The 26684-nt window shown below is 40.4% G+C and carries 26 protein-coding genes, 2 tRNA genes and 1 rRNA gene; 7 read left to right on the top strand and 22 right to left on the bottom strand.

Translation table 11 applies throughout. The annotated features are described in order from the left end of the window. Nucleotides 1-156 precede the first annotated feature (156 nt). From PMAN_RS14250 to PMAN_RS14260, 3 genes are all read right to left on the bottom strand, one after another. Nucleotides 157-232: transfer RNA gene (locus PMAN_RS14250), tRNA-Ala, on the bottom strand. 44 nt (nucleotides 233-276) lie between these two features. Further along, a tRNA-Ile gene (locus PMAN_RS14255) sits at nucleotides 277-353 on the bottom strand. A gap of 75 nt (nucleotides 354-428) precedes the next feature. Next, nucleotides 429-1964 (bottom strand): 16S ribosomal RNA (locus PMAN_RS14260). A 620-nt stretch (nucleotides 1965-2584) separates the two neighbouring features. Here PMAN_RS14260 and PMAN_RS14265 point away from each other — a divergent pair. Further along, the gene (locus PMAN_RS14265) at nucleotides 2585-3064 is read left to right on the top strand and encodes an RNA recognition motif domain-containing protein (RefSeq protein ID WP_010558141.1); all 480 of its coding nucleotides are present in this window, start codon (nucleotides 2585-2587) and stop codon (nucleotides 3062-3064) included. On the opposite strand, the gene murI is transcribed toward PMAN_RS14265, so the two are convergent. Continuing rightward, nucleotides 3027-3827 (bottom strand): glutamate racemase, encoded by an 801-nt coding sequence (gene murI, locus PMAN_RS14270; RefSeq protein ID WP_010558140.1) that lies wholly within the window; start codon nucleotides 3825-3827, stop codon nucleotides 3027-3029. The genes PMAN_RS14265 and murI overlap by 38 nt on opposite strands. Before the next feature lie 77 nt (nucleotides 3828-3904). Further along, on the bottom strand, nucleotides 3905-5032 hold the full coding sequence (locus PMAN_RS14275) for a DUF5610 domain-containing protein (protein WP_010558139.1): 1128 nt from the start codon (nucleotides 5030-5032) through the stop codon (nucleotides 3905-3907). Nucleotides 5033-5194: 162 nt separating this feature from the next. Between PMAN_RS14275 and trmA the strand changes: the two genes are divergently transcribed. Next, a complete protein-coding gene (gene trmA / locus PMAN_RS14280) occupies nucleotides 5195-6292 on the top strand; it encodes a tRNA (uridine(54)-C5)-methyltransferase TrmA (protein ID WP_010558138.1) in 1098 nt (365 codons plus the stop codon). A gap of 60 nt (nucleotides 6293-6352) precedes the next feature. Here trmA and PMAN_RS14285 read toward each other — a convergent pair whose 3' ends face one another. From PMAN_RS14285 to ccoG, 4 genes are all read right to left on the bottom strand, one after another. After that, nucleotides 6353-6991, bottom strand: a complete 639-nt coding sequence (locus tag PMAN_RS14285) for a thiol:disulfide interchange protein DsbA/DsbL (RefSeq protein ID WP_010558137.1) — start codon at nucleotides 6989-6991, stop codon at nucleotides 6353-6355. A 16-nt stretch (nucleotides 6992-7007) separates the two neighbouring features. Continuing rightward, the gene (locus PMAN_RS14290; RefSeq protein ID WP_010558136.1) at nucleotides 7008-7631 is read right to left on the bottom strand and encodes a thiol:disulfide interchange protein DsbA/DsbL; all 624 of its coding nucleotides are present in this window, start codon (nucleotides 7629-7631) and stop codon (nucleotides 7008-7010) included. Nucleotides 7632-7665: 34 nt separating this feature from the next. Next, the gene (locus tag PMAN_RS14295; protein WP_010558135.1) at nucleotides 7666-8640 is read right to left on the bottom strand and encodes a serine/threonine protein kinase; all 975 of its coding nucleotides are present in this window, start codon (nucleotides 8638-8640) and stop codon (nucleotides 7666-7668) included. Between the two features lie 75 nt (nucleotides 8641-8715). Then, nucleotides 8716-10146, bottom strand: coding sequence for a cytochrome c oxidase accessory protein CcoG (ccoG, locus tag PMAN_RS14300; RefSeq protein ID WP_010558134.1), 1431 nt, complete (start codon nucleotides 10144-10146; stop codon nucleotides 8716-8718). A gap of 289 nt (nucleotides 10147-10435) precedes the next feature. Here ccoG and PMAN_RS14305 point away from each other — a divergent pair, with 289 nt between their 5' ends. Together PMAN_RS14305 and PMAN_RS14310 are read left to right on the top strand one after the other, a co-directional pair. Beyond that, nucleotides 10436-10795, top strand: a complete 360-nt coding sequence (locus PMAN_RS14305; protein ID WP_008129647.1) for a hypothetical protein — start codon at nucleotides 10436-10438, stop codon at nucleotides 10793-10795. Continuing rightward, nucleotides 10795-11001, top strand: coding sequence for a hypothetical protein (locus PMAN_RS14310; RefSeq protein WP_006794643.1), 207 nt, complete (start codon nucleotides 10795-10797; stop codon nucleotides 10999-11001). The genes PMAN_RS14305 and PMAN_RS14310 overlap by 1 nt, the downstream gene beginning before the upstream one ends. Nucleotides 11002-11040: 39 nt before the next feature. Here the strand turns inward: PMAN_RS14310 and PMAN_RS14315 are convergent, their stop codons facing one another. From PMAN_RS14315 to gspC, 13 genes are all read right to left on the bottom strand, one after another. Next, nucleotides 11041-11628, bottom strand: a complete 588-nt coding sequence (locus PMAN_RS14315; RefSeq protein WP_006794642.1) for a UPF0149 family protein — start codon at nucleotides 11626-11628, stop codon at nucleotides 11041-11043. Nucleotides 11629-11650: 22 nt separating this feature from the next. Beyond that, nucleotides 11651-12409, bottom strand: a complete 759-nt coding sequence (locus PMAN_RS14320) for a type II secretion system protein N (RefSeq protein WP_010558133.1) — start codon at nucleotides 12407-12409, stop codon at nucleotides 11651-11653. Nucleotides 12410-12412: 3 nt separating this feature from the next. Next, entirely contained in the window at nucleotides 12413-12886 is a 474-nt protein-coding gene (gspM, locus tag PMAN_RS14325) for a type II secretion system protein GspM (RefSeq protein ID WP_010558132.1), read from the bottom strand. Next, the gene (gene gspL, locus PMAN_RS14330; protein ID WP_008129637.1) at nucleotides 12883-14091 is read right to left on the bottom strand and encodes a type II secretion system protein GspL; all 1209 of its coding nucleotides are present in this window, start codon (nucleotides 14089-14091) and stop codon (nucleotides 12883-12885) included. Before gspL ends, gspM begins: the two co-directional genes overlap by 4 nt. Next, nucleotides 14088-15074 (bottom strand): type II secretion system minor pseudopilin GspK, encoded by a 987-nt coding sequence (gspK, locus tag PMAN_RS14335; protein WP_006794638.1) that lies wholly within the window; start codon nucleotides 15072-15074, stop codon nucleotides 14088-14090. Before gspK ends, gspL begins: the two co-directional genes overlap by 4 nt. Next, nucleotides 15067-15681, bottom strand: a complete 615-nt coding sequence (gene gspJ, locus PMAN_RS14340) for a type II secretion system minor pseudopilin GspJ (RefSeq protein WP_006794637.1) — start codon at nucleotides 15679-15681, stop codon at nucleotides 15067-15069. The genes gspK and gspJ overlap by 8 nt, the downstream gene beginning before the upstream one ends. Further along, complete coding sequence (gene gspI, locus PMAN_RS14345) at nucleotides 15682-16056, bottom strand: type II secretion system minor pseudopilin GspI (RefSeq protein WP_006794636.1); 375 nt, start codon at nucleotides 16054-16056, stop codon at nucleotides 15682-15684. Then, a complete protein-coding gene (locus tag PMAN_RS14350; protein ID WP_010558131.1) occupies nucleotides 16056-16640 on the bottom strand; it encodes a prepilin-type N-terminal cleavage/methylation domain-containing protein in 585 nt (194 codons plus the stop codon). The genes gspI and PMAN_RS14350 overlap by 1 nt, the downstream gene beginning before the upstream one ends. A 49-nt stretch (nucleotides 16641-16689) precedes the next feature. Next, entirely contained in the window at nucleotides 16690-17112 is a 423-nt protein-coding gene (gene gspG, locus PMAN_RS14355; RefSeq protein WP_006794634.1) for a type II secretion system major pseudopilin GspG, read from the bottom strand. Nucleotides 17113-17190: 78 nt separating this feature from the next. Continuing rightward, the gene (gene gspF / locus PMAN_RS14360) at nucleotides 17191-18426 is read right to left on the bottom strand and encodes a type II secretion system inner membrane protein GspF (protein WP_006794633.1); all 1236 of its coding nucleotides are present in this window, start codon (nucleotides 18424-18426) and stop codon (nucleotides 17191-17193) included. A 2-nt stretch (nucleotides 18427-18428) separates the two neighbouring features. Next, a complete protein-coding gene (gene gspE / locus PMAN_RS14365; RefSeq protein WP_006794632.1) occupies nucleotides 18429-19994 on the bottom strand; it encodes a type II secretion system ATPase GspE in 1566 nt (521 codons plus the stop codon). After that, nucleotides 19987-22050 carry a type II secretion system secretin GspD gene (gspD, locus tag PMAN_RS14370; RefSeq protein WP_010558130.1) on the bottom strand — a complete coding sequence of 688 codons (2064 nt, stop codon included), beginning with the start codon at nucleotides 22048-22050 and terminating at the stop codon, nucleotides 19987-19989. Before gspD ends, gspE begins: the two co-directional genes overlap by 8 nt. 23 nt (nucleotides 22051-22073) lie before the next feature. Continuing rightward, nucleotides 22074-23015 (bottom strand): type II secretion system protein GspC, encoded by a 942-nt coding sequence (gene gspC, locus PMAN_RS14375; protein WP_010558129.1) that lies wholly within the window; start codon nucleotides 23013-23015, stop codon nucleotides 22074-22076. A gap of 214 nt (nucleotides 23016-23229) precedes the next feature. Here gspC and hslR point away from each other — a divergent pair, with 214 nt between their 5' ends. The 3 genes from hslR to PMAN_RS14390 all read left to right on the top strand — a co-directional run bounded on the left by hslR (nucleotide 23230) and on the right by PMAN_RS14390 (nucleotide 26315). Continuing rightward, on the top strand, nucleotides 23230-23652 hold the full coding sequence (gene hslR, locus PMAN_RS14380; protein WP_008129619.1) for a ribosome-associated heat shock protein Hsp15: 423 nt from the start codon (nucleotides 23230-23232) through the stop codon (nucleotides 23650-23652). 12 nt (nucleotides 23653-23664) lie between these two features. Beyond that, nucleotides 23665-24510, top strand: coding sequence for an Hsp33 family molecular chaperone HslO (hslO, locus tag PMAN_RS14385; protein ID WP_010558128.1), 846 nt, complete (start codon nucleotides 23665-23667; stop codon nucleotides 24508-24510). 266 nt (nucleotides 24511-24776) lie between these two features. Continuing rightward, nucleotides 24777-26315, top strand: a complete 1539-nt coding sequence (locus PMAN_RS14390; RefSeq protein ID WP_010558127.1) for a phosphoenolpyruvate carboxykinase — start codon at nucleotides 24777-24779, stop codon at nucleotides 26313-26315. Nucleotides 26316-26684: the final 369 nt, after the last annotated feature.

Here is a 26684-nt window from a genome sequence, read left to right on the forward strand (position 1 = left end):
CTGTACAAATAACATTGTTATTCATACGAATTTTATTATCAGCTTTTCCAAATTTTTAAAGAGCAAGAGATACAAAAACCTCTCAAAATTAAATACACTCTATTCTCAGGCGATTTAGCTGCCCGATAAAGAATATTTATTTTTAAGAAGTAAAAGTGGTGGAGCTAAGCAGGATCGAACTGCTGACCTCCTGCGTGCAAGGCAGGCGCTCTCCCAGCTGAGCTATAGCCCCACATATGCTGGTCTTATTGTTTAGTTACCGACTTCGTGAAGAAGTGGTGGGTCTGAGTAGATTTGAACTACCGACCTCACCCTTATCAGGGGTGCGCTCTAACCAGCTGAGCTACAGACCCAAACAATAAGTGTTGTTCTCTTTACAATAACAATCATCTGTGTGGACACTACGAACAAATAAGTTCTAAATCGTATAAGGAGGTGATCCAGCCCCAGGTTCCCCTAGGGCTACCTTGTTACGACTTCACCCCAGTCATGAATCACTCCGTGGTAAACGTCCTCCCGAGGGTTAGACTATCTACTTCTGGAGCAACCCACTCCCATGGTGTGACGGGCGGTGTGTACAAGGCCCGGGAACGTATTCACCGCGTCATTCTGATACGCGATTACTAGCGATTCCGACTTCATGGAGTCGAGTTGCAGACTCCAATCCGGACTACGACGCACTTTAAGTGATTCGCTTACCTTCGCAGGTTCGCAGCACTCTGTATGCGCCATTGTAGCACGTGTGTAGCCCTACACGTAAGGGCCATGATGACTTGACGTCGTCCCCACCTTCCTCCGGTTTATCACCGGCAGTCTCCTTAGAGTTCTCAGCATTACCTGCTAGCAACTAAGGATAGGGGTTGCGCTCGTTGCGGGACTTAACCCAACATCTCACAACACGAGCTGACGACAGCCATGCAGCACCTGTATCAGAGTTCCCGAAGGCACAAATCTATCTCTAGAAAGTTCTCTGTATGTCAAGTGTAGGTAAGGTTCTTCGCGTTGCATCGAATTAAACCACATGCTCCACCGCTTGTGCGGGCCCCCGTCAATTCATTTGAGTTTTAACCTTGCGGCCGTACTCCCCAGGCGGTCTACTTAATGCGTTAGCTTTGAAAAACAGAACCGAGGTTCCGAGCTTCTAGTAGACATCGTTTACGGCGTGGACTACCGGGGTATCTAATCCCGTTTGCTCCCCACGCTTTCGTACATGAGCGTCAGTGTTGACCCAGGTGGCTGCCTTCGCCATCGGTATTCCTTCAGATCTCTACGCATTTCACCGCTACACCTGAAATTCTACCACCCTCTATCACACTCTAGTTTGCCAGTTCGAAATGCAGTTCCCAGGTTGAGCCCGGGGCTTTCACATCTCGCTTAACAAACCGCCTGCGTACGCTTTACGCCCAGTAATTCCGATTAACGCTCGCACCCTCCGTATTACCGCGGCTGCTGGCACGGAGTTAGCCGGTGCTTCTTCTGTCAGTAACGTCACAGATATGAGGTATTAACTCACACCCTTTCCTCCTGACTGAAAGTGCTTTACAACCCGAAGGCCTTCTTCACACACGCGGCATGGCTGCATCAGGCTTTCGCCCATTGTGCAATATTCCCCACTGCTGCCTCCCGTAGGAGTCTGGACCGTGTCTCAGTTCCAGTGTGGCTGATCATCCTCTCAAACCAGCTAGGGATCGTTGCCTTGGTGAGCCATTACCTCACCAACTAGCTAATCCCACTTGGGCCAATCTAAAGGCGAGAGCCGAAGCCCCCTTTGGTCCGTAGACATTATGCGGTATTAGCAGTCGTTTCCAACTGTTGCCCCCCCCCTCAAGGCATGTTCCCAAGCATTACTCACCCGTCCGCCGCTCGTCAGCAAAGTAGCAAGCTACTTTCTGTTACCGCTCGACTTGCATGTGTTAGGCCTGCCGCCAGCGTTCAATCTGAGCCATGATCAAACTCTTCAATTAAAAAGTTTTGTGTCTTTCGACAGCTCAATGAATTCTGAATTTATTTAATATCTTTCGATATTGAATTGACTGTGCTGAATAACTACCGAAATAATTATTCTGTTGGTCACTCAGTTTCAATTGAGACTCTAATTTGTTTGCCTCACTACCTAAGTAGCTTGGCTGTTAGAACTCAATCTGTACGAGTGCCCACACAGATGATTGCTTTATATTGTTAAAGAACGTTGCGACGTTGTCGCTAGGGATGCGTATAATACATCCTTTATTTTTCGAGTCAATACTTTGTTTTAAACTTTCTTTCGATGATTTAAAACCAAAGTTTTATTCAACTCTCTGAGCCACTAACACTTTGCTATGCTTCGGCGTTTCCCGTCTCAGTGGGGTCGCATTATAGGGAGATCCGAAAACAGATCAACCCTTTTTTTAGATCTTTTTACTGTTCGAACAAAATTAGAACAAAACCACAAAAAACCATGTTAAAACACGCTTAAATTGATGTTTTTTTACACTGCTTTTTATAATTTCATATAAATATCATTGCTAAGTTCGTTTAAGACGTTAAGATAGCAAGTTCACAATGTTAAATTAATGTTTATTTCCTGTTTATTGGTAGATCTAAAATGAAATTACCCGATCAAAAATCTTTTATCTTTTCTGTTGTTATTGCTGTAGTTGGTTTTGTTATTGTTAAGTTCGCCCTTGGAAGCTTAGAACTTGACCCTGCAATTGTATTTGCTGTTGGCTTATTAATAGGTGGGCTAGTTATTGCTGCTATGTCTTCTGACGTTTTAGAAGAGGCCGAAGTAAAAACTAAAACACTTTACGTTGGTAACCTTCCTTACCGTGCAAACGAAGGTGTTGTTCGTGCTTTGTTTGAAGAGCAAGGTAAAGTATTCAACGTTCGTCTATTAAAGGATAAAAATACAGGCAAACGTCGTGGCTTTGGTTTTGTTGAAATGGCGCAAGCTGATGCAGACAATGCTATTGCAAACTTGAACGATAGTGAGTTCCAACAACGCACTTTAAAAGTACGTGAAGCAAAACAAAAACAAGAAGATGATTCTAATACGCTTCGAGCTCAGGCGGATCAATCAGTTTAACTAGCTTAACCGCAAGTTTATCGCTGATCACATTAGCCGTTGCATAGTATTGCAACGGCTTTTTTATGCCAGGTATATTTTGTGCTAATAAACCTGACTCGGTTAGTAGATAAATAACTCTATTTGCTATTGCTGCACCGGAATCCACCAGCTGAATGCTGTTTTTAAAGTGCTCACTAATCTGCTTTGTAAGTATCGGAAAGTGAGTACACCCCAATACAAGCACATCCGTTTGCTTTTCAATACTCAAGCCTTCAAGTACAGCATGTAATTTATTTGTATCTAAATAGCCATTAAAGAAAAGTAATTCAGCAAGGTTTACCAACTCAACACTGCTATATAAGTTAACAGTTACATTACTAGCGTGCTGCGCTATTAACTTTTTTGTATATGAGCTCACTATTGTGGCAGGTGTTGCCAGTAAAGCAATATGATTTGAACGTGTTAATTCTGCGGCGGGCTTGATTGCTGGTACAACACCAACTATGGGTATATCTGTAATTTTGCGTACAGCACTTAATGCCGATGTGGATGCCGTGTTGCATGCTATTACAATTAAATCGACGTTTAGCTTGTTTGACTTAATGAAATGAATGAGCGAACACAAACGATTAATAATTGTTTGTTGTGTTTGAGCTCCATAAGGTAAGAAAGCATTATCCATAAAATAGCTATATTGAGCATTCGGGATACGTTGCTTTATATGATCAAGTACTGTTGTGCCACCAATCCCTGAATCAAAAACCATTATATGCGCTGACAAACGACCGTTCCTATTATTAGATTAGAACGGCAGTTTGCCATGTGATTTTTGCAAAAGAAAGTAGTTTAATGTTGAGGTTAAACTTCCTCTGCTGTTTGCTTTGTCGCGCTATTTAACTTATTAAGGTTTTCAAACATAGCTTTTGTGTAATCAACCAGTTTATCGATCTCACTTTGATCTTCATTAAGCCACTGCATAATACCTGATAATTGATTTTGAATACCTAGCTCGGTTGCTTTAGAAAATGCCTCTCGGAGGTCATCATTAAAAGGCGCTACTTTATCTGCAATTACTTTTTCTGGAGCCGGTTTATTTTCTTCGTAACCCTTTATTGCAGCAACTGTTTTGGTTTGGCGTAAATCCATTGAAAATGCGACAAGTTGTTCATTGCCTAAACTAAGCTCTTGGGCCTCTTCAAATGCCTGCTCTAAATCGCCGCTAAAAAAGGTCTTACTTACGTTTTGTAGGTTTTCCATTAACTCATTAATTGCTTCTTGCTCTTTATCATTAAGGTCGCCGTTAACTGACATTGAAAATGAAAGTTCTCTCGATTGTGATGATTCACTTACGAATGCCTCCCCTCCCTCACCACGCTGATAACTACTAGCAGACTGAGATTTAAACGCATCGGCAAAACTTATTGTTACTTCATCACCTTCTGCTGTGGTGAAACTGTACTGAGCATTATTACTTAAGCTTGCGTATTGTGCTTGAGTTACCCCCACACTAGCGGGCATTGGGTTGAACAAGTTATCTTCAAACTTATCAAGGCCATCAAAAATACCTTCTTTTGATTTGTTGATACCCTCTTGGGTTTCATCGTTTAGAACGCCGGATTCTTTTAACTCATCAACAGCGTCATCAATACCTATTTGCACTCCCTTACGGGCATCACTTAGCATACCTTTTAATTTATCGTCATCGGCACCATCAGCTTTTGCTTTATTAACGGCGCCGGTGACAAAGTCGAGTACATTTTTAACAATTGCTTCAAAATCAAAAAGGGGCTTATCTGCTTTTTTTTCTTGAACAGGCAAACCAAGCTGCTCTGCCATTTTATCACCTAAAACTTTAGCAGCTAATTCTTTACCTCGTTGCTGATAGCTGTCTTGCGGAGACGCGATGGTAGGTTGTTGTACATCAGCTTTGTTGTTGAATTTGTTTATGTTCTGGCTTGGTACAAAGCCATAGTTGCCTATTTTCATGAATCGTCTCCTGAGCGTGCGTAGTTTATTATCGGCCAGGGCATAAAAAACTAAAGTAAACCGTGCAAAAAAACATCATTTATTCTAGCCAAAACTAGACAAATGCGAACCGCTCCCTACAATAGCGCCGATAAACAGATCTTAGATAAGGTAGTAACGCGAATGGCAGTTATTAAAATAGATACCACACAGTACCAAGCGCAGTTAAGTGAAAAAGAACAGCGTATAACTTCACAGTTTCAACGTTTTGGTGTGGAGCAGCTAGAAGTATTTAGCTCGGAGCCAATTAACTACCGCCAACGTGCCGAATTTAGAGTATGGCATGATGGAGACGATCTGTTTCATATAATGTTTGATCAGCAAACTAAAGAAAAAATACGCGTTGATACGTTTGACCCTGCGGCACCGCTTGTTGGTGAAATCATGCAGGTGATGATTGAAAACCTTAAACCATGCGAGGTTTTACGCCGAAAGCTATTTCAAATAGATTACCTGTCTACACTCAGTGGTGAAATTTTAGTGAGCTTGCTTTATCACAAGCCGCTTGATGATGAATGGCTACGTGAAATTAAGTCACTAAAGGCAAAACTGAGTGAAAAATATAAAATAGATTTTATTGGCCGAGCACGTAAGCAGAAAGAAGTGCTAGGTGATGACTTTGTAACAGAGCAATTAACTGTAAATGGCCAAGAACTAATTTACCAACAAGTAGAAAATAGCTTTACGCAACCTAATGCAAAAGTAAATATAAGTATGCTTGAGTGGGCACAAGATTTATGTAAACCACTTAAAAATGATTTACTAGAGCTTTACTGCGGTAATGGTAACTTTTCTATTGCGCTAGCGGGGTCTTTTAATAAAGTACTCGCAACTGAAATATCTAAATCGTCTGTTCACTCTGCTCAATATAATATTGCCAAAAACAATGTAGACAACCTAGATATTATTCGTATGTCGAGCGAAGAGTTTACTCAAGCAATGAATGGCGAACGTACTTTTTCTCGTTTAGACGGTATTGACCTAAAAAGCTATGACTGCCAAACCATATTAGTCGACCCGCCACGCGCTGGTATGGATGAGTTAACCTGTGATTTAGTGGCTAATTACGAAAACATAATTTATATATCGTGTAATCCTGACACACTGGAACGCGATTTAGATCATTTAACGCGTTCGCATAACGTTAAGCGCTTTGCGATATTTGATCAGTTCCCTTATACACATCACATAGAGTCGGGTGTGTTTTTGCAGAAAAAGTAACTGTGAGTAAAAATTTACAGTCATAAAAAAGCTCCTATAAAGGAGCTTTTTTGTATTATTTTACTTGCTTGCCAAGTAATTAATTAATTTACTGATATCTTCAGGAGCTGTAACACCTGATTCACGGCCTAAGTTTAATTTATACTTACCGTTTACGATAAATGTGGGTACACCACGAAGAGCACCTTTTTCTTTAAAGTATTCTTGATCGCGCTTCATCTTAGAACTTAATGTACGAACCGAAAAGCTTTTAAATAACTTATCAAACTTATCGCCATCAACACCTTGCGCAACAAACACATCTTTCACGTCAGCTAATTCGTTAAATTTAGCGCGCTTAGTGTGAATATGATTAAAAATAGCTGCGATAAGTTTCTCTTTTTGGGGAAGTACTTCAGCAGTTGCAAGTGCTTGGCTCATCATTTGTTGGTTTTCTGGATTACGAACACCCACAAAGTCAACGTGACTCTTTTTAAACTTAACATTTTTATCTAGTTTAGGCTTAAATTCGCTGATCAGTGACTCGTAGTTATTACACGCCGGGCAGTAAAAAGAGAAAAACTCTTTTACTTCTGGCTTTTTAGTGGCACGTTCAGCAATAACATCGTAATGAACGCCTTCTTCGTAGGTCGCCGCAAAGCTTGTTGCTGCCATCGGTAATACTAATGCAAGTAACCCTGCTTTAAGTAGTTTAATCATTCTTATGCTCCAAAATTTATAATGCTAATAAAAACGCAATTAACTCATCAAGTTCTTGTTGGTTTTTTATGGTGTTAATATTGATTTTGTATTTATCGTTAACAATAAAAGTAGGTACACCAGTTAACGCACCTAACTTTGAATATTTGTTTTGCTTATCTTGCATTGCTTGCTCTTCAGCAATAATTGGCATGCTTGCAATCGCTTGGTCAAATGTGTCGCTATCTATTCCATTTACTTCCAATAGCTTTTTAAGGTCTTTAACTTCTGTTAAAGGCGCACCTTGAATATGGATACTTCTAAAAATTTGGTCAGCTATATTTTGTGCTTGCCCTTGTTGTTTTGCGATTAAGTAAGCAAAGCTTAAATTACTTTGTGCCTGTGGAGATACACCACCTAAAAAGTTGACGTGACTTTTAACAAAATCAGTGCCTTCAGGCAGTTTTTTTTCAATTGCTTTAGCCACTGGTTCAAATTTAAAACAGTGCGGACAATAAAATGAAAAGAACTCTGTTACCTGGGGTGTTGTGCTTTTTTCAGTTTTAATAATCGTGTATTGGTTATTTGCCTCAAACTGTGCAGCAAAGGCTGCAAAAGGTAAACATAAAAGAAGTAGGCTCAGTTTTAGTTTTTTAAGCATTAGTATCTCGTTGTACTCGTCATTAAATAATAATTTACGGCAATAACTTTAACGGCGGTTCTTGCAGTGCAGCAAGTTGTTCTTTAAGCGCTAAAATTTGTTGCTCCCAGTATTTGTCATCAGCAAACCATGAAAAGTTCCGCACAAAAGCTGGATCGCTCCACCTTTTTGCCACCCATCCCATGTAGTGAATAATACGCATTGCTCGCAGCGGTTCAATTAATTTGAGTTGAGCGTGGTCAAAATCACAAAATTCTTCATACGCTCCCACCAAAGTGTCTAACTGTAACAGTTGCGTTGGTCTGTCGCCACTGAGCATCATCCATAGATCTTGAATAGCAGGCCCTTGACGACTATCGTCTAAATCCACGAACATTAGCGCATCGCCAGCCCATAATATATTGCCTGCGTGGCAATCGCCATGTAAGCGAATACTATTTATATCTTGATACTGCTTTTGTGTCTGCTCAATTACCAAATCTAAAATAGTATAAAAAGCAGTGCTTAATCCCATTGGCACCAAGTTACTTTTTTGAAGATGAACTTTAGCTGTATGCAAATATTCTTCACAGCTTATTGTTGGTCTGTAAGTAAAGGGTTTGGTTTTAGCTACTTGGTGCATTCGACCAATTAAACGTCCCATAACATCAAGCTGATCTAAATTATCTACTTCAAATAATCGCCCACCCACACTTGGGAATACCACAAACATATAGCCCTGGTGTTCAAACAAGCTTTGTCCATTATGTAAAACAGGGGCTACAACGGGTACTTCAGCGTCAGCAAGCTCAAAAGCAAAATCGTGCTCCTCTTGAATTTGTGCTTTACTCCAACGCTCGGGACGATAAAACTTTACTACGTAACGCAGACCATCTTCGGCTTTAAATTGATAAACTCTATTTTCATAACTGTTAAGCGCTAGTAACCCAGACTCGGGATAAATACCTATGGTTTCTATCGCATCAAGTATTAAATCTGGGGTTAAATCTATAAAGCTAAATTTGCTCATGCTCTTCTTATATAAATGAAAAGCGGGTTAAACCCGCTTTTGTTATTGCTATATTTACCGAATTAGAAAGTAAGGCTATCGCGCTCTAAAAAAGTTGCTCGATTGCGAAATTGTTTCATCCGGTTCATTAACTGGCGACAATACAAAATTAAACTCTGTTATAGGCGCTTTTAAGTCATAAGGGTCCATAACGAGTGATAATGGCACATTATGCGATTGACCTGCTTGAACAGTAAATACTTGTTTACCTATGTATTTAAAGTTTTCTAGCCCTGCCACTTTAATGTTAAAGGTTTGCTCATATTGCGCCTTATTGATGACCTTTAAGGTATATGTGTTTTCAACCAAGCCATTAAAGTCGACACGATATAGCTGATTTCGATCACGAATAATATCAAAGTCCATTGGTTTACGCAGTGCAATATTTGTAACAAGCGCGCCTGTTAGCAACACTAGTATGACCGTATACCCAATAATTTTGGCTCGTAGAGGATTGGTTTTATTTTCTGGCGTCTCAAGATTACGTTCTGTGGTATACGAAATTAACCCCCGCGGGTACTCCATTTTATCCATTACGCCGTCACACGCATCAATACACGCACCACAATTTATACACTCAGCCTGCAAACCGTTTCTTATATCAATGCCTGTTGGGCAGACTTGTACACATAGGTTACAGTCAATACAGTCACCTATTTCTAAATCTGCGTGGGCAACCTTACGTGAGCGAGGGCCTCGGCTTTCACCTCGGCTTTCATCATAGGTTACTGTGTAGGTATCTTTATCAAACATTGCTGACTGAAAACGTGAGTAGGGACAGATATGCAAACACATAATTTCACGCATCCAGCCTGCATTGCCATATGTACACACAGCAAATACTAAAATGCTCACTAGCGCATAACCGCCAACATTAAAGGTTATAAAATCAGGGAGTAGCTCTCTTATCGGTGTGAAGTAACCAACAAACGAAATAGAAGTATACAAAGAAAACAACACCCAGCTGGAATGCTTAGCCGCTTTTCGCCAGAACTTGTCAAAGTCCATAGGCCGTTGATCGAGCTTTTTACGTTGATTTGCTGTGCCTTCAAGTTTTTCTTCAAACCAGATGAAAATGAAGGTCCATACTGTTTGAGGACAAGTATATCCGCACCAGACTCGTCCATAAAATGTAGTTACCAAAAACAGCGCAAAAGCCGCCAGCATGAATATAAACGCCAGTATGGTGAAGTCTTGAGGCCATAAAGTTAGACCAAAAATATTGTATTTTTGTGCTATTAAATCAAATAGCACGGCTTGCTGGCCGTTAAAGTTTATCCATGGCAAAACCATAAATGCGAGCATGCCTAAAAAACCAATGCGCTGTCTTAGTAATTGGTGAAGACCTTTTACGGCTCTCACATAAATGCGGTTACGGGGGTTAAATCTATCATCTTGACGGCTTAAATCCGGCTTTTGAATTTTTACCTCAACAGGAATGTTTTTTACTTTAATCTGTTTGTCCATCGAAGTTCCTCAACACCGCTTGGAAAATAAAAGCTGAGCACTAATCAAATGCTCTATACTCATAGTGTAGCAAGTAACTTGCTAAGTAAGACTTGTTTAATGAATCATAAATTAAATACTTTCAGATATTTCAGAAATATCTAACTTTTGTTAGTTATTATATCAATATTGGCTAAAATTACTGGTATAGATTACAACTAATTTATTCATCTCAGTTACTTGCTTTTAAAAGGCAGTTTATTACACTGCTTGATAATTCAACCCTATTTAGATCAAGGTTTACGTATCCATGAAGAAGTTTATTATTTTGATAATTGTGATCCTTGCGTTTTTTACCATTGATCATCCACTTGTAAAAGAACCACGCGAAAAGCTATTAGGCGAAGGTATTGGCTTTTTAAGTGATGCAAGTAAAGTAAATAGAAGCCCTGCTGCTAATTTAGCAAAAAACAGAATTAGTCATGAGCTAACACTTTCAAGCTCAGAAAAAGAATACGTAGAAAAAACATTCACCACTGATGACGCAGTTCAGCTATTTAATTTGCGCTACTGTCGTGAACGCGACTTAAACCTTTACTTCTACGCTGAACGCTTAAATAAAGTGTGTAAAATAGTGTCTGAATCACTCGAGCAAAAACGGGCTAAATAATGGACTTTTCTAATTTAAACAAAAAAACCAGTGATTCGTTTCACAAGCAACGTAATATGCTTAAACAGTTAGCACAAGGTAAAACGCTAAAATGCGAAAAATGTAATACGGTACTCACACTCGATTTAGCCACCAGCGAAGTGGGAAAAGGCGTGGTGAAGTGCAAGCAAGGCTGCACAGATATTATTTTAGATCTTGGCGCTTGATATTAATTAAAGCGCCATTATTAAAAAGTTTAACGCTAACTACTCGTCCCAGCCATCATCGTTATACAAACCACTATTGAGCGCCACTATTTCTACTAGCTCTGCAAAACCAAGTGCAAAATCCCCCATAAGGTCATATTGTTGCTCACACAACTGCAATGTATTCATTGAATTTTGTGATGCTATTTGAGAGATAAGCTGTGTATCTAATGCAAAAAAGCTGAGGGTTGCTTGTGCGGTTTCTAAGGCCTCTTTGTACTGTGCATCTAACTTCGTTGCTGCTAATAGCTTTTGCGTGTAAGCATTACTTGCTGTTAAAAAGCCTTGGCTCCACTGCGAGCAAAATGCACTGTCGTACTGTGGTGGCAGTTTATAACCTACTTCAAACACCTGTTCACTTATTTGATGGTAAAACGCCATAAATAAAAATAGCGTTTCTTCATCTAATTCGTTTGCTGAATTATTGAGTATCACATCAACCCATTCGTGCACATCAAGAGGGTCGGGTGAACATATAACGCCAAACAAATAACCTTGGCTTTGTTCAAAGGTCATGGCTTGAGGTTGGGTATTTAAAAATGTGCTGAGCTGCTTAGCATGCAGCTCAGTGAATTGCGGTAGTTGCATTAAAACTCTTTATATCAAAACATTAAAAATTGAGCGGGTAACGACCTTGGCTATCTGGTCGGCCTAAAAACTTAACCGCATCGTGAACATCTTTCGGTAAGCTAGCATCTGGTTTTACATACCCTGCTACGCTAAAGTCAAAGTTAGCTTTAAGAGTGGCATCGGCTTCAAGCCCGAGGGTGTTATCAGGGTCGATTAATATTGCCACATCGCCCGACTTACAGCTTAACTTGCCAGCCAGAGGCCCTATATTAAACCAACCATTTAAGCCTTGCACGTCGATATTTGGGCTCGCTATTTCACCCTTTAATGATTCACAGTAAGGAGCACCAGAGGTGTATTCATCTAGCTCAAGTATTACACGCCCCTTTGCTGTAACAGGTAATGGTAACTGAACTCGTTGCATAGCTCGCTCTACCGTTGAGCGAACTAAACCATCTGTTACTTTTAAAGTATGATTAAACAATCCATAGCTGACGGTTGCATATCCCGATATATCGGTGCGTTCGCGAGCATTTCCAAACTTTATATTAGTATTTAAATTGCCAGTAAATAATGCCCAACCGGCGATATCCCAGCGCACATTGTTTAACTGCTCGCCATCAAAACGAACTTGCATTAATTGGCCTTGCCATACAGTGCCTACCGCCTGCCCTACTTCTAACTGCTTAGGAAAATGAGGTTTTGCTAAATCAAGCGCGATAGCAGCGGGTAATTTAATAATACAAAACACAATAAAACTAATTAAAAAGACAGCCGATAATATAATTATTCTTTTCATTTATTAATTCTCTAATACCAAACGGCTTACTCTTACATAACCCGATTTATCGTCGCGACTTAAATCTAAGTTTTCGATTTTTAAACCATGCTGATTCACTAATTCATCGAGCCATTCTACTAGTTTATTAAACTCTACTGAGTCGAGCGTTAAACGCAGCGAACCATCACTAGGCTGCATTTTACTAATATTGATTTGATAGCGACTGCGGGTAGAGTTAACCACTTGGCTTAGATTTTGACTACTCGCAACACGCGTATTACCCGCTGCTTTTAGCTTTACTATGCTTTCGTCAACCCACACGAGCAAAGCCTGTTGCTTAATTTTCGATTGTTCCGCTTTTGTTATGGCGTTATTTAACGGCCTGAATATCCCCATCACAAGAATAAAAATAACAAATATACCACCAGCAACCATAATAAGTTGCTGCTCTTGTTCTTTTAAAGAACGCCAGTATTTTATCGCTTGTGCTTTCATGCAGCACCTCGCAATTTAATCTCACCTACCACAAAATCACCATCGTTATTTAAAGACCCTTGCTCTACCGTTAAGCCTTGCTTTTCAAGTATGGTTTTTACTTTACCAAAGGTTTGAAAGTCTTTAGCACGCGCGCGAATACGTAACTCGTTTCTTCGCTTGTCGTAACGTAACGTTTCTGGTGTGAACTCATTCACTTGTGAAAATACATCAACCAAATTAGTCGTCAGCTCTAAAAAACCGGATTCATCAGAGCCTTCTATTCTATCTAATGCGCCTTTAATCTGATTTTTTATCAAATTAGGGTGCACTTTAGATCCGGGGAATGCTGTCTGGTATCGCTCAACTACTTGGTTTTTTACTATATCGACCTGAGAATTAAGCTGTTGCAACTCAATTGCCTTTATAACTAAAGTAGAGCCCAATGCGACGGCTGTAAAAATTGCCGCGCCTTTCCAGTAACCCCACCAGAGCGCGCTCTTCTTTTTAAGCTGGTAAACACCTTGGCGAAGGTTGAATTTAACGTTATTTAATTGCTTAGCAAATAAAGCTAACGGGAGATCGTACTGACTTGTTTGCGCTTGTAAATTCGTCCCCTCTGGGAAGTCTTCCGCTGGGCTAAAGTGTTTAACCTCAGGGTTACCTAACGCAGTCAAGTAACCTGACAACCAGCTTAATTCAACCGCACTAATATGCCATGCCCCTTGCTTAAACAGCCACTGCTGATTGAGCTCTATAGCACTAGCCTCTCCCTCACCTACAGAGGGTAACAACAGTGCATCAGGTAATATTTTATAAACAGGCAGCTCATGTTCCACAAACAACGCGAGCCATTGCTCAAACCATTCGCGGTCAGTCATAGCAACCTGAATAGCATGCTGCTCACCAACCATGGTTGCTTCGCCTATAGCTATATACAAATCGTCTACATCGCAGGCTATATCTTCTTCAAGCATGTAAGGGAGTGCTTGCTCTAATTTGCGATTCCACTTTGTGGGTAGTGTTACCGTTTTTAATTGCACTTGATCGCTTGGCAATAAAACAACCACCTCCCTGTTGGCTGCTTTTTCACTTAATTCATTCAAATTGCCTGCGCTTGATAGCTCACCACTGGCTATTATTTCTTGTTCTTGTGGTGAATATACAAGCCAATTTAATCGTTCTTGTTGGGTTTGACCCGTACGGATCAACAATATTTCTGTCACTGTACGCCTCCAAATTTTCGCGCCAGTATCGTTACTTCGCCGTCTTTGGCGTGCAGTAAGGTGGTCATCGAAAAACGCAGATCTACAAAGTTTGCCTGCGTTTGTAATTTAAAATATTCGCTTTTAATACTAAATAAGTCTTTCACTGATTCAGTGTTTGTACCGCCTTGTTGCTGTACCTGTTCAAAAAATTCTTCTAAAGAATCAAAACCTGTTTGTGGCCTTGCAGCAATAACAGCCTCTGCAGCCGACAAACTTAAATTATCCATCAGCGCGCTTAGTAGTAAAGCCTGTTCTGGTGCTATTGTATTAATGTTAATTAAAAGCTGAGTGCTCCCCGGAATAACACACACATAAGGCAGTACTTTTTCCATTACTAGCGGGTTAAAGCCTTTTACCAAGCGAAGTTCCGATGGAGATGCAAATAAACTATTAGCAGTCATATACGGAAATTTACGAGATAAGTACTCTCCCTCTTCAGCACCTGAGCGATAGGTTATGCTATTTTCATCCAGCCAGTCGAACACGCTATCAGCCATTGCTTCTTCCGATTCATCCGCTGGTAAATCTTCTATATTTTCAAGTAAGGCAAACAGTGCTTTGTGTGCAGGGTTTGTTTTGTCAGCACTATTTGTATCGGGTTCAATCGCTATGGCGTTTAAATTTAAACATGATTGCAAGTCAGTAATTGAACCACTTAATGTGCCGTTATCAACTGGGTATGCTGCGTTCCCTTGTGTTGCCCATACTTGATCAAGCGTTGTTTTATCTGGGTCATCTTTTTTGCTTTGAATGAGCCCTTTAATGGCCAACTCTTCAGCACCGTAGGCATACCATTTTGCTTGTTGGTGACCTTGTAAATTAGTACTTTTTTGCACTTGCACCATTAAATTAGCACTCATTTCTACGGCTAAAATAGCAGCTAATGCAACAATAAATAACACAATAACCAGCGCTGCTCCGCGCGAAGACTGCCTACCCATTACTTCTACTTCCTTGCCCAGGAACTAAAAATACACGACGAATAGGTTCGGCCTCTATTTGTTGTAAAGTAACCGCAACCGCTTTAGGCAATGCTTTTACTTCCCATTGTTCTTGCCACTTATTGTCACTGTCTAAAAATTCAAACTTAAGCTCTTCGACGTTTTCTAATACCTGCTGTACACGTGGCTCCATATTATCAAGCTGATCAACGTACACGCGATACACACGCTCAAGATTATCATCTATGACCCTATATCCAACAGCCTGCAGCTCTGACCTAGGCAATAAATTTATTGGGTTTATCCAACCGTCTCTTACAAATGCAATGCCGTCATATTGGCTTTCAAGCACATAACGCCCTGCTAATAAATAATATTCTTGTACGTCACCAGACTCGTTTCTAACTGCACGTTTAGTCATTTGGCTAAAGTCTTGGTCCATAAGTCTAAACGTTGTTTGTAAGCCATTAAGTTCCGCTATTTTTTCGTCCGATGCGTCTTTTGCTTTAGTTGTGCTGTCTAGTATTTGGTGCGTAGAAATAACAACAAAAGCTAAAATCCCCAAAGCAACCATTACTTCAAGCAATGTAAATCCGCGCTGCTTCACTTACTTTTTACCTTTATTTAAATACGTTGAAAGCTCATAGACTGACTGTTCGTACTTTTCATCGATAAATACATTTATGGTTAATTTAACAAAGCTTTTATCTGCAGTGGGCACAACCTCTTGCTGCCAAAACCATTCAACACCACCCATAACCTCACTACCACGTAAGTTATTTTTACCTTGCCATTGCTCGCCTTTTACCCGTTGTTCAATAATGACATTTTCAGCAACCCATGAGGCATATGTTTGTTCTTCAATTGTTGTTAAGTGATGAATATGCTCGCCTGTGGCTTGCATTGCTGCAATACCCGCCATTGCACAAATACTCAAAGCAACAAGTACTTCTAACAAGGTAAAGCCTTTACTTAATGTCATTACTCTGGCTCTCTTCTTAAATTTACTGGTGCTGTAAATTCACCCTCAATAAAGTAAACAGGGTCACTTTGATCTTTTAGCTCAAGAATTAACTGAAATGCGCTTACTTCGCCCGACGATAAAATAAGTACTTGAGGTATTTTAAGCTTTTTAAGTTCGAGTAAGCTATCGTCTTCACCACCACTCATAAGCTCTCGCCAATTAGACTGTTCAAGTAGATTATCTTGAGCCCATGCAAGGTCTTCTAAGTTGAGGGTAAGCTTTAGTCGTGGCTCCAACTCTATGGGTTTAAATAACTCCTCCCTATCAAAGGTTACCCATTTTCCCCCATCAAATACCAAGTATTCTAGGGTATTTTTTTCAACGAGTAAGCCAAGCTCTACCTGATTTAAAATTGCAAATTCTGACGCCATATTAATGGTGGTATGCAACCTAAGCGCTTGAGCATCTAACTCATCTTCAGCGCCGCCATCTAAGCTGTATACCACCATTTTTGTTGTAAAAGCGATAACCACTAATACAACTAAAATCTCGATTAAGCTAAAACCCTTTTTCTTGTGCATTGATTGAAGACCTACGTTCATAGTAAGCCTTCAACAAGTACATTTAGGTTAAGCCCAGTATACTGACTCATTACTGCTTTTCTTCATCCCAGTTACCAATGTCGTCGTCGGTACCGACTTCACCGTCTGGTCCCATAGAGAAAATATCAAATTTACCAATTTCACCTGGGCTTATTAATAAGTATGTATTACCCCATGGATCTTCTGGTAATTCGCTGATAAAGCCGCCATCAGGAAAACGTTTAGGAACAGGTTCAATAGACGTTTTAGTCACTAACGCTTCAAGACCTTGCTCTGTGCTTGGATAACTTTTATTTTTAAGCTTGTATAAGCTCATCGCATCTTCAAGCTGCTGAATATCTAAATGCGCTTTATCAATAGCGGCCTCTTCTTGTTGGCCCATAATATTTGGCGCAACAATAGACATAATCATCCCGATGATAACCAGTACCACCATTACTTCTAGTAAAGAAAAACCTGATTGTTTGTTCACGTAATTACCTCATTATTCTAAAAACACTAAGCAAAAATGGTTTAGGTAAAACCATTAATATATAAAAACTATTTAAATTTAGAGCCCAACTGCTTTGTTCATTGCCATAATAGGCTGCAAAATGGCCATAACAATAAATAAAACGATAACAGCCATAGAAGCAATCATTGCAGGCTCTAATAACTTAAGCGATACGTTTACCATGCTTTCAAATTCACGGTCCTGGTTATTCGCTGCACGCTCTAGCATTTGCTCTAGCTCACCTGATTTTTCACCACTGGCGATCATATGTAGCATCATCGGCGGGAACAATTTAGTTTGCTGCAAAGCCGCTCTAAGGCTTGCACCTTCGCTTACTCTGTCAGCTGCGTCGGCTACCGACTTCTTGATTTTTTCGTTTACGAGTACATCGCCAGAAATCCGCATTCCTTCAAGTAGTGGTACAGAGCTTGAAGATAAAATACTTAACGTACGAGCAAAGCGAGCGGTATTAATACCACGCGCCACCTTACCAATACCCGGCATATGCAGCACACGGTCGTCCCACCAAAAGCGCACTTGTGGTTTTTTTAACGCATACTTAATGCCAATCGCAATGCCAGTGATAGCCAGTAAGCTAATAAACCAGTAATTTTGTACAAAATGACTCCCAGCCATTACCCACTCGGTGGTCCAAGGTAATACTTGTTTAGTTTTTTCAAAGGTTTTTAGTATTTTAGGAACAACAGTACCTAATAAAACCGACACTATACCAATGGCAAAAATAACTAGAATAGTTGGGTAAACCATAGCCTGTGTTATTTGACTACGCATATGCTGACGCTGCTCGGTGTAATCGGCTAAGCGATTAAGTACTTGGTCAAGATGCCCTGACTTTTCACCCGCAGCCACCATTGAACGATATAAGTCGTCAAACACATGGGGAAACTCACTCATACCATCAGCAAGAGTATAGCCTTCAACAACTTTTGAACGAACCGACATTAACATACGTTTTAAACGTGGTTTTTCACACTGCTCAGCCACCGCCATAACCGCGCCCTCAACTGGTAATGCTGACTGAATTAACGTTGCTAACTGGCGTGTGATGAGCGCAAGTTCAGATGTAGAAATACTTGGTTTAAAAAGGCTACCAAATAAAGGCGCTTTCTCACCCTTTACCTGTTTATCACTCTGAGCCGCAGGCACAACCTCTAAAGGGGTTAGGCTTTTATCGCGCAGAAGCTGACGAACTTGCTTGGCGGTGTCGGCCTCTAAAATGCCTTTTTTTTCTTTGCCGCGGCCATCTAATGCCCGATATTCAAACGCAGCCATTATTAGCCTTCCTCACGGGTAACACGCAGCACTTCTTCAAGCGTGGTTTTTCCTGCAAGCACACGGCTGCAACCATCTTGGCGAATGCTTGGGCTATGAGTGCGAATGTATTTTTCTACGCTTTGCTCGCCTTTACCGTTGTGGATCATTTCTCGTATTGTTTCATCTACAACAAGTAACTCGTGTATACCAGTACGACCTTTGTAACCATTAAAGTTACATTCTTCACAGCCTATTGCACGGTAAATCGTTGGCTTGCTCTCAAATGGTACACCTAAAAGCTGACATTCACGTTCGTCTGCCACATGCCCTTCTTTACAGCTGTTGCACAACGTACGTACTAAGCGCTGAGATAAAACACCTAATAGCGATGAAGAAAGCAAAAACGGTTCAACGCCCATGTCTTCCATTCGAGTAATAGCACCAGATGCCGTATTTGTATGCAGTGTGGACATAACTAAGTGACCAGTAAGTGATGCTTGAACCCCTATTTGTGCAGTTTCAAGATCACGTATTTCACCCACCATTACCACATCGGGATCTTGACGCAAAATAGCACGTAACCCTCTTGCAAACGTCATATCTACTTTTGTATTTACTTGCGTTTGACCAATACCTGGGATCTCGTACTCAATAGGATCTTCTACAGTCAGAATATTACGATCGCGAGAATTTATTTGGCTCATACCTGCATACAAGGTGGTACTTTTACCAGAACCCGTTGGTCCTGTTACCAAAATAATCCCGTGCGGCTTACTAATTAAGTCAGCAAACAACTCACGGTTTTTTGGAGTCATACCTAAATCTTCTAGGTTTAGGCGAGCATTGTTCTTATCAAGTAAACGTAATACTACTCGCTCACCAAAGCTCGACGGCATGGTTGATACACGCACGTCTACTGCACGTCCTGCAATACGCAAGCTAATACGACCATCTTGCGGAATACGTTTTTCAGCTATATCGAGTTTTGCCATTACCTTAATACGCGATACAAGCAATGAGGCAAGTTTACGATTTGGTTTTAGTACTTCTTTTAAAACCCCATCAACCCTGAAACGAATAACAAGCTCTTGCTCGAACGTTTCAATATGAATATCTGACGCCCCCTCTTTAATGGCCTCGCTAAGCATCGCATTAATGAGTTTTATAATGGGCGCATCGTCATCACCAGCTAATAAATCTTCAGTTTGCGGGAGCTCATCAGCTAAAGAAAACAGATCAACTTCGTTGCCAATATCTTCCATCATTTGCTGCGTTTCAGAGCTATCACGTTGGTAAGATGACTCTAGTAACAATTCAAACTTGTCATCATCAAGCTGCTCTAATTTAAAGCCATGACCTGCGATTCGGCGCACTTCAAGTAATACATCTAAATCAAGCTCACCACGAAAGTACACGGTAGTTTGACCTTGATATTCACTGAGCAAAACACCCGCACGTCGCGCGTACGAAAATGGTAAACGTTTTGCTGGTAACTCAACGAGTACGTCATCAGCTAAGGGCTCATCTGCACTATGCGTATTGGGATGAACCACGTCTTGGTTTATCTCTTGTATCGCATTAGTCATCTTTACGCTCTTGTGCATTTTGTTTACGTAAATGCTCTTCATAAGTTGGCGGAAGCACTAGCTCATCATTCCACTCTGGTAGTACTGGGGTATCGGTCATTGGCATTAGATCAATACCATCTTCTTGCTGCTTAGTTTGCTCACCACGAATAAAATTATACTTGTTAAAACTTAACTTATTCATGCTCACCCCATCACGGATGATCGTTGGGCGGATAAATACAATTAAGTTACGCTTACGGCGAGTCGTGTTTGTTGACCTAAATAGGTGCCCTAAAACAGGAATATCACCTAATAATGGAACTTTAGATACACTTTCTTGAACGTCTTCGTCTATTAAGCCACCTAAAACAACCATACCGCCATCATCGGCAATAACCGTTGTCTTAATAGCGCGTTTGTTCACTGAAATATCAACCGCAGTTGCACCACTTACACTCGATACCTCTTGCTCAATGGTTAGCTGTACCGCTGAGCCATCGTTAATTTGTGGCGTTACAATAAGTTTAATACCCACTTCTTGACGCTCAACCGTTTGAAATGGGTTGCTATTGTTAGTGCCTGTTTGAGATCCGGTAATAATAGGTACTTCTTGACCCACTAAAATAGAGGCTTCTTCGTTATCCATAGTGGTAATTGAAGGCGTTGCCAAAATATTTGAGTTAGTGTCGGTTGCTACAGCCTGAATAATTGCGCCCCAGTCGTTTTTTATAACGCCCAGTGCCAAGCCATTAATACCACTAAGTAATGATGCAAGCGGCCCGTAGTCACCTTCTGTCGTTTCTGTGTAAGGTGTAACCGTGCCAGACTCTGTACCAATAATTGTTTTAGTTACTGTTTGATCTGCAGCTTGTTCTGCTGCAACAGCTAACGACCCAACAGGTACTGTTGTACCGTTATTAAACTGCAGCATGCCGCCTTGCTCTGAAATCCACTGCAAGCCTAAATTAACGCCATCACCTTCCATTACTTCAATAATAATTGCTTCAACTAATACTTGTGCACGACGAATATCTAATCGTTCAATAACTGACTCTAATGAACGCATAGTATCGGGCTGTGCTGTGATGATTAGTGAATTAGACTCTGGGTGTGCCTCAATGCTGGTTTCGTTGTTACTACGCGAACGCGTTTTAGTTGCGCTACCTTGAGCTTCCTCGGTTAACGTTTTACTTACACCCTGAAGAACCTTAACTAAGTCTTCCGATTTGGCATAGTTTAAATAAAACACCTTAGTGTTGCCTTGGCTTTCAAGCTCACCATCAAGGCGCTTAATCAATTCAATTGCACGTGTGCGGGCTTGCCCTTCACCACTTACAATTACGCTATTGGTACGGCCGTCGGCTACGACTTTAGGAATCAAAAATTCTGGTACGCTTCCTTTGCCACTATCTTTATATATATTCTCTACCACAGAGACAACATCATCAGCCGTTGCGTATTTAAGCTTTACAATATCAACACGCTTATCACCGGCTTGGTCAACTGAGCGAATAATTTCCACTAAGCGGTTTACTGATGCAGCATGGCCAGTCAACATCATTACGTTTGCAGCATTAAAGTTAGCAACATGGCCACCATCTTTTTGATCGCTAAATTGACGAACTAATGGTCCTAGTTCTTGCACGCTTACATTTTTTACGCGCACCACGCGGGTAATCATCATATCGCCCGATGCAGAACTGTTTTCGGTAATTAGTGGCACATTCGATTTTTTAGCATCAGAACTTTTTTCTACCTTAATGATGCCATTATCCATTTCAACAGCTGAATAGCCGTAAACTTCTAATACATTTAAAAAGAATTGATAGTAAAGATCTTCATCCATTAACTCATAGCTACGTACATTCACTTTGCCACGTACGTTGGGATCTATAATCACCGTTTTATTAAGGTTTTTACCAACAATATTAATAAACTCGTTGATATCAGTTCCCTTAAAGTTTGCTGCATATTCAACTGCAGAAACAGACAAAGAAATACTTGCCGCCAAAAAAAGTGCTGCGTACTTAGCTAACCCTTTTTTAATTTTTGTGAGGTGTAGCACCTGAACCATTATGTTAAAACTCCAAAGCTAAGTTATTGCAGGCTAAATTGCACATCTATTTGCTCACCATCACGCTCAATAGTGATAGTAGCATCGGTGCTATTGCGCAGCTCGTTTATGGCTGACATGGCCTGTTTTAAATCTGTTAGTTGATAGCCGTTAATAGAAACAGCTAAATCGTTATTTTTTAATCCCATTTGCTTAAATAGTGTGGGTTCTTTTCCCGGACTTAAGCGGTAACCAATTAGCTCACCTTCACTCATTGCTTGAGATACACGTATGTAATCAAAAAGCTTACCGGGTTCTTCTAATAATTCTTCACGTGTTTCTATAATGGCTTCTTTTACTTCTGGGTCTGCAGTCGCATTTATTTGTTCTTCACTATCATCTAATCGTTGCGGCCCCATTTCTTGCTCATCTTTTGCAGCGAGCACCGGCATAGAGACTGTTTTGGTGAAATCGAGTCCATCAAGCATTAGCGTTTCAAACCGAGCATTTACACTTAAAATGACACGGTCAGGAAGTATTTGCGCTACTTTTGCGCGCGTCCCAGATATGACTTCATCGACAAGGTAGCTAACCTGCTTGCCCTGTGACTCAATAATTGCAACGCCTGCTTTATCATCATTACTTACAGCTACTATGCCTGTTAAGTTAATACTTAAACGTGTTTCAGGGGCATCATTAATAATTTGTGATTGTTTTGCAGTATTAGCGCTGTTTGTTACCGTTTTTTTACCAAACAAAAACTGCTCAACAATGCGTTGTGCCGAATTATTACTTGTTCCCGATGACTGTGTGGCAAACTGAGTAGGACTAAGTAAAGATACCTGAGGTTGAGGCCATAAAAGCCAAACCAATTTTGATAATAAAAATGCAAGGTAAACAACAACTAATAGCGTGACTAACGCACTTAATTTAGCATGCGGTAATCGAGTTAAAATGTGTTTTAGCTGTTGGATTTGCTGTTCCATAAATAGTGTTCTTTTTTTAATTTACTGCGTAAGCGCGTCCCCATAGTACCCTTTCATTTTTCATTCAACAAGCACACTAATATTAAACTTTGTAAACAGAATGAATAACTTCTATTTACTTGAACAAAAAACAAACGCCCACTGTAATACCTTCATCCTAGATAGATTTCGTGGTAAATTTTAGATAACAAATTACTGCAGGTACAAATACGTTATGAGCAAAAAAAGCAATAGTAATAAAGACTCTGACCTCATAGATAACCTAAAAGTTCGATTAGATAAGTGGTTATGGGCAGCACGCTTTTATAAAACACGTGCGATAGCAAGGGAAATGGTACAAGGCGGTAAAGTGCATTATAATGGACAGCGAACAAAGGCGAGTAAAATAGTCGAAGTTGGTGCGATAGTGAAACTCGCTCAAGGTGTAGATGAAAAAATCGTAACCATAACGAAAGTGCTTGAAAAACGACAAAGCGCCCCCATTGCTCAGACCTTGTACCAAGAATCTGATGCTAGTATCGCCAAACGCGAAGAAAACAGCATCGCACGTAAAAATAATAGCTTTTTTGCTCCTCATCCGGATAAAAAACCCGATAAAAAGCAAAGACGCGAACTTTTAAAAATGAAATCAAGTTAGGTATAGCCGCTCATGCAACAAGATTTACTTCACCGTTATTTATTCAACAAACTAGATGTTCGTGGCGAACTCGTTCAAATTGAGAGTGCCTACAATGAAATGATTGCAAACCATAATTACCCAGCACCTGTAAAAGCATTACTAGGTGAGCTATTGGTCGCTACTTGCTTACTTACAGCTACATTAAAATTTGAAGGTGAAATAGCCGTGCAACTGCAAGGTGACGGACCCGTTAAATATGCAGTAATAAATGGTGATGATAAGCAAAATATGCGTGGTATTGCTCGTCTACAAAATGAAGTGACAGGCAGTACTGTCAAAGAACTAATCGGTAATGGCTATATGGTTATTACTATTACGCCAGATAAAGGTGAGCGCTACCAAGGTATAGTCCCTCTAGAGCATGACACTCTAAGTGAGTGTATTGAAAGTTACTTTGAGCAATCAGAGCAGTTAAAAACTCGTTTATGGTTTGCAACCAATACAACCGAAGGCAGTGCAAAGGCATGTGGTTTATTTTTACAGGTACTGCCTGTTGATAAACAGAAGTCAATTGAAGACTTCACCCACCTAGAAGCACTCAGCAATACAATAAAAGATGAAGAGTTATTAAATCTTGATGCAAATACAATCTTAACTCGTTTGTACCATGAAGATAATCCACGTGTTTTTGAACCACAAAGCATACGTTTCAAATGTGGCTGTAGTCGTGACAAAACAATCACCGCATTAGTTAATGTAGGACAACAAGAACTACTCGATGATGTAGCAGAAAACGGCAGTGTTAATATCAACTGTCATTACTGCTTAAAAGAATATACGTTTAATGAGCAAGACATTAAGAGTATTTTCAACTAAAAACTCCATCTCAGCTCATCTTCCTATATAAAGCCGCAAAATATGCGGTTTTATATTATAAAAAGATGATACCGGTGTCATAAAAAGTGACATTTAATGACACCGGTATCATTGAAATTATTCATGTTTTTTTGCAAATATATATGTTTTTAAGGGCTTTACAGGCTCGAATATCTGAAAACCTTCTGTTACTATCATTACAGCTAAAGGGCACTATTTACCCAGAGCTATCCCGTTCAAACTCTCATACATAGTTAGGTATAAACATGATTACAAGCGCTACACGTTTTGTCGATTTAACCGCAGCTGAACTTGTCGAGCATGCGATCCGCCGTGGCGAAGGAACTTTAGCCGCAAATGGTGCTTTCGTAGCCATTACAGGAAAACGAACAGGCCGTTCACCTCGAGATCGTTTTATTGTACAAGAAGCTACAACACAAAATGAAATTCAATGGGGCAATGTAAACCGTCCTTTCGATGCTGACAAATTTGATGCTTTATGGGCACGCGTAGAAGCACATGTGCAAAGTAATGACCACTTCACCTCTCACCTAGAAGTTGGCGCTGACCCAGAGCATTATTTACCTGTAGTTGTCACAACAGAAACTGCATGGCATCACATTTTTGCCAAAAACATGTTTATTGAACCTAAAAACTATAACGCTTCAAACTTACCACAATGGCAAGTGATGAACGTACCATCGTTTGTATGTGAACCAGAACGTGATGGCACTAACAGCGATGGCACCGTAATTATTAACTTTGCACAACGTAAAGTATTACTGGCGGGAATGCGCTACGCCGGTGAAATGAAGAAATCGATGTTCTCAGTTCAAAACTTCTTATTACCAGCTAAGGGTGTATTACCAATGCACTGTTCGGCTAACGTTGGTGAAGCTGGCGACACAGCATTATTCTTCGGTTTATCTGGCACTGGTAAAACAACGTTATCAGCTGACCCAACTCGCTTCCTAATCGGCGATGACGAACATGGCTGGGCATCTGGTAGTGTATTTAACATCGAAGGTGGCTGTTACGCAAAATGTATCGACCTTTCACAAAAGAATGAGCCTGTTATTTGGGATGCAATCCGCTTTGGCACTATCTTAGAAAATGTTGTGCTTGATGATAGAGGTGTGCCAGATTTTAACGATACAAGTCTGACCCAAAATAGCAGAGCTGCGTATCCATTAGAACATGTGGAAAAGCGTAAAGTAGAAAACCGCGCAGGTGAGCCTAAAGCTGTTGTATTCTTAACATGTGATGTGAGTGGCGTATTACCTCCTGTATCTGTACTGAGTGAAGAAGCCGCTGCGTACCACTTCCTAAGCGGGTATACTGCTAAAGTAGGTTCAACCGAAATTGGTTCAACAAGCGATATAGAATCTACATTCTCAACCTGTTTTGGCGCACCATTCTTCCCACGTCCTGCAGGGGTTTATGCTGAGCTTCTAATGAAACGTGTACGTGAGTTTGGCGCTAAAGTTTACCTAGTGAATACTGGCTGGACTGGCGGTCCTTACGGTATCGGCAAGCGTTTTGATATACCAACTACACGTGCTGTAATTGACGCTATAGTGTCAGGTAAATTAGCCGGTGTTGAAACTCAACATATTGATGCATTGAACTTAAACGTACCAGTTGCAGTACCTGGTGTTGATAGCAACCTTCTTAACCCTATTAACACGTGGGAAGATAAGGCTAAATATAATGAATATGCAGCTAAATTGGCTGCTGACTTTACAGAAAACTTTGCTAAATACGACGTATCTGACGATATTAAAAATGCAGGCCCTAAAGCTTAAAAATAACCTTTAGCCTCATAATTAAAACGCCAACCTTGAGTTGGCGTTTTTGATTCTAATTTTTACCCCAGCAACTAAGTTTCTTTAATAAATAACCGAATTCATAAGATAGTACACTCCCACACCACAAGCCAAACTGGTAAAGGTCTACAGCCATATAAAAGTCTTACTATTTCGAGTCGTGCTTTCTTGTATTTAGAGTAGGAGAGCGGCTTTATAGCAATGGCGCTGTCCCCTGCACTCAAGAGCCAAATAGAAAATTCTGCGTCATCATCTGGTAATGTACTAGATAACTAAAGCACTCTTCACAAAGAGGCGCTTCGCTTAGGAGACGCTACGCTTTAGAGAAGGGAATGCTGAAGATTACTT

This window comes from Pseudoalteromonas marina (genome assembly GCF_000238335.3).
Lineage (GTDB): Bacteria > Pseudomonadota > Gammaproteobacteria > Enterobacterales > Alteromonadaceae > Pseudoalteromonas > Pseudoalteromonas marina.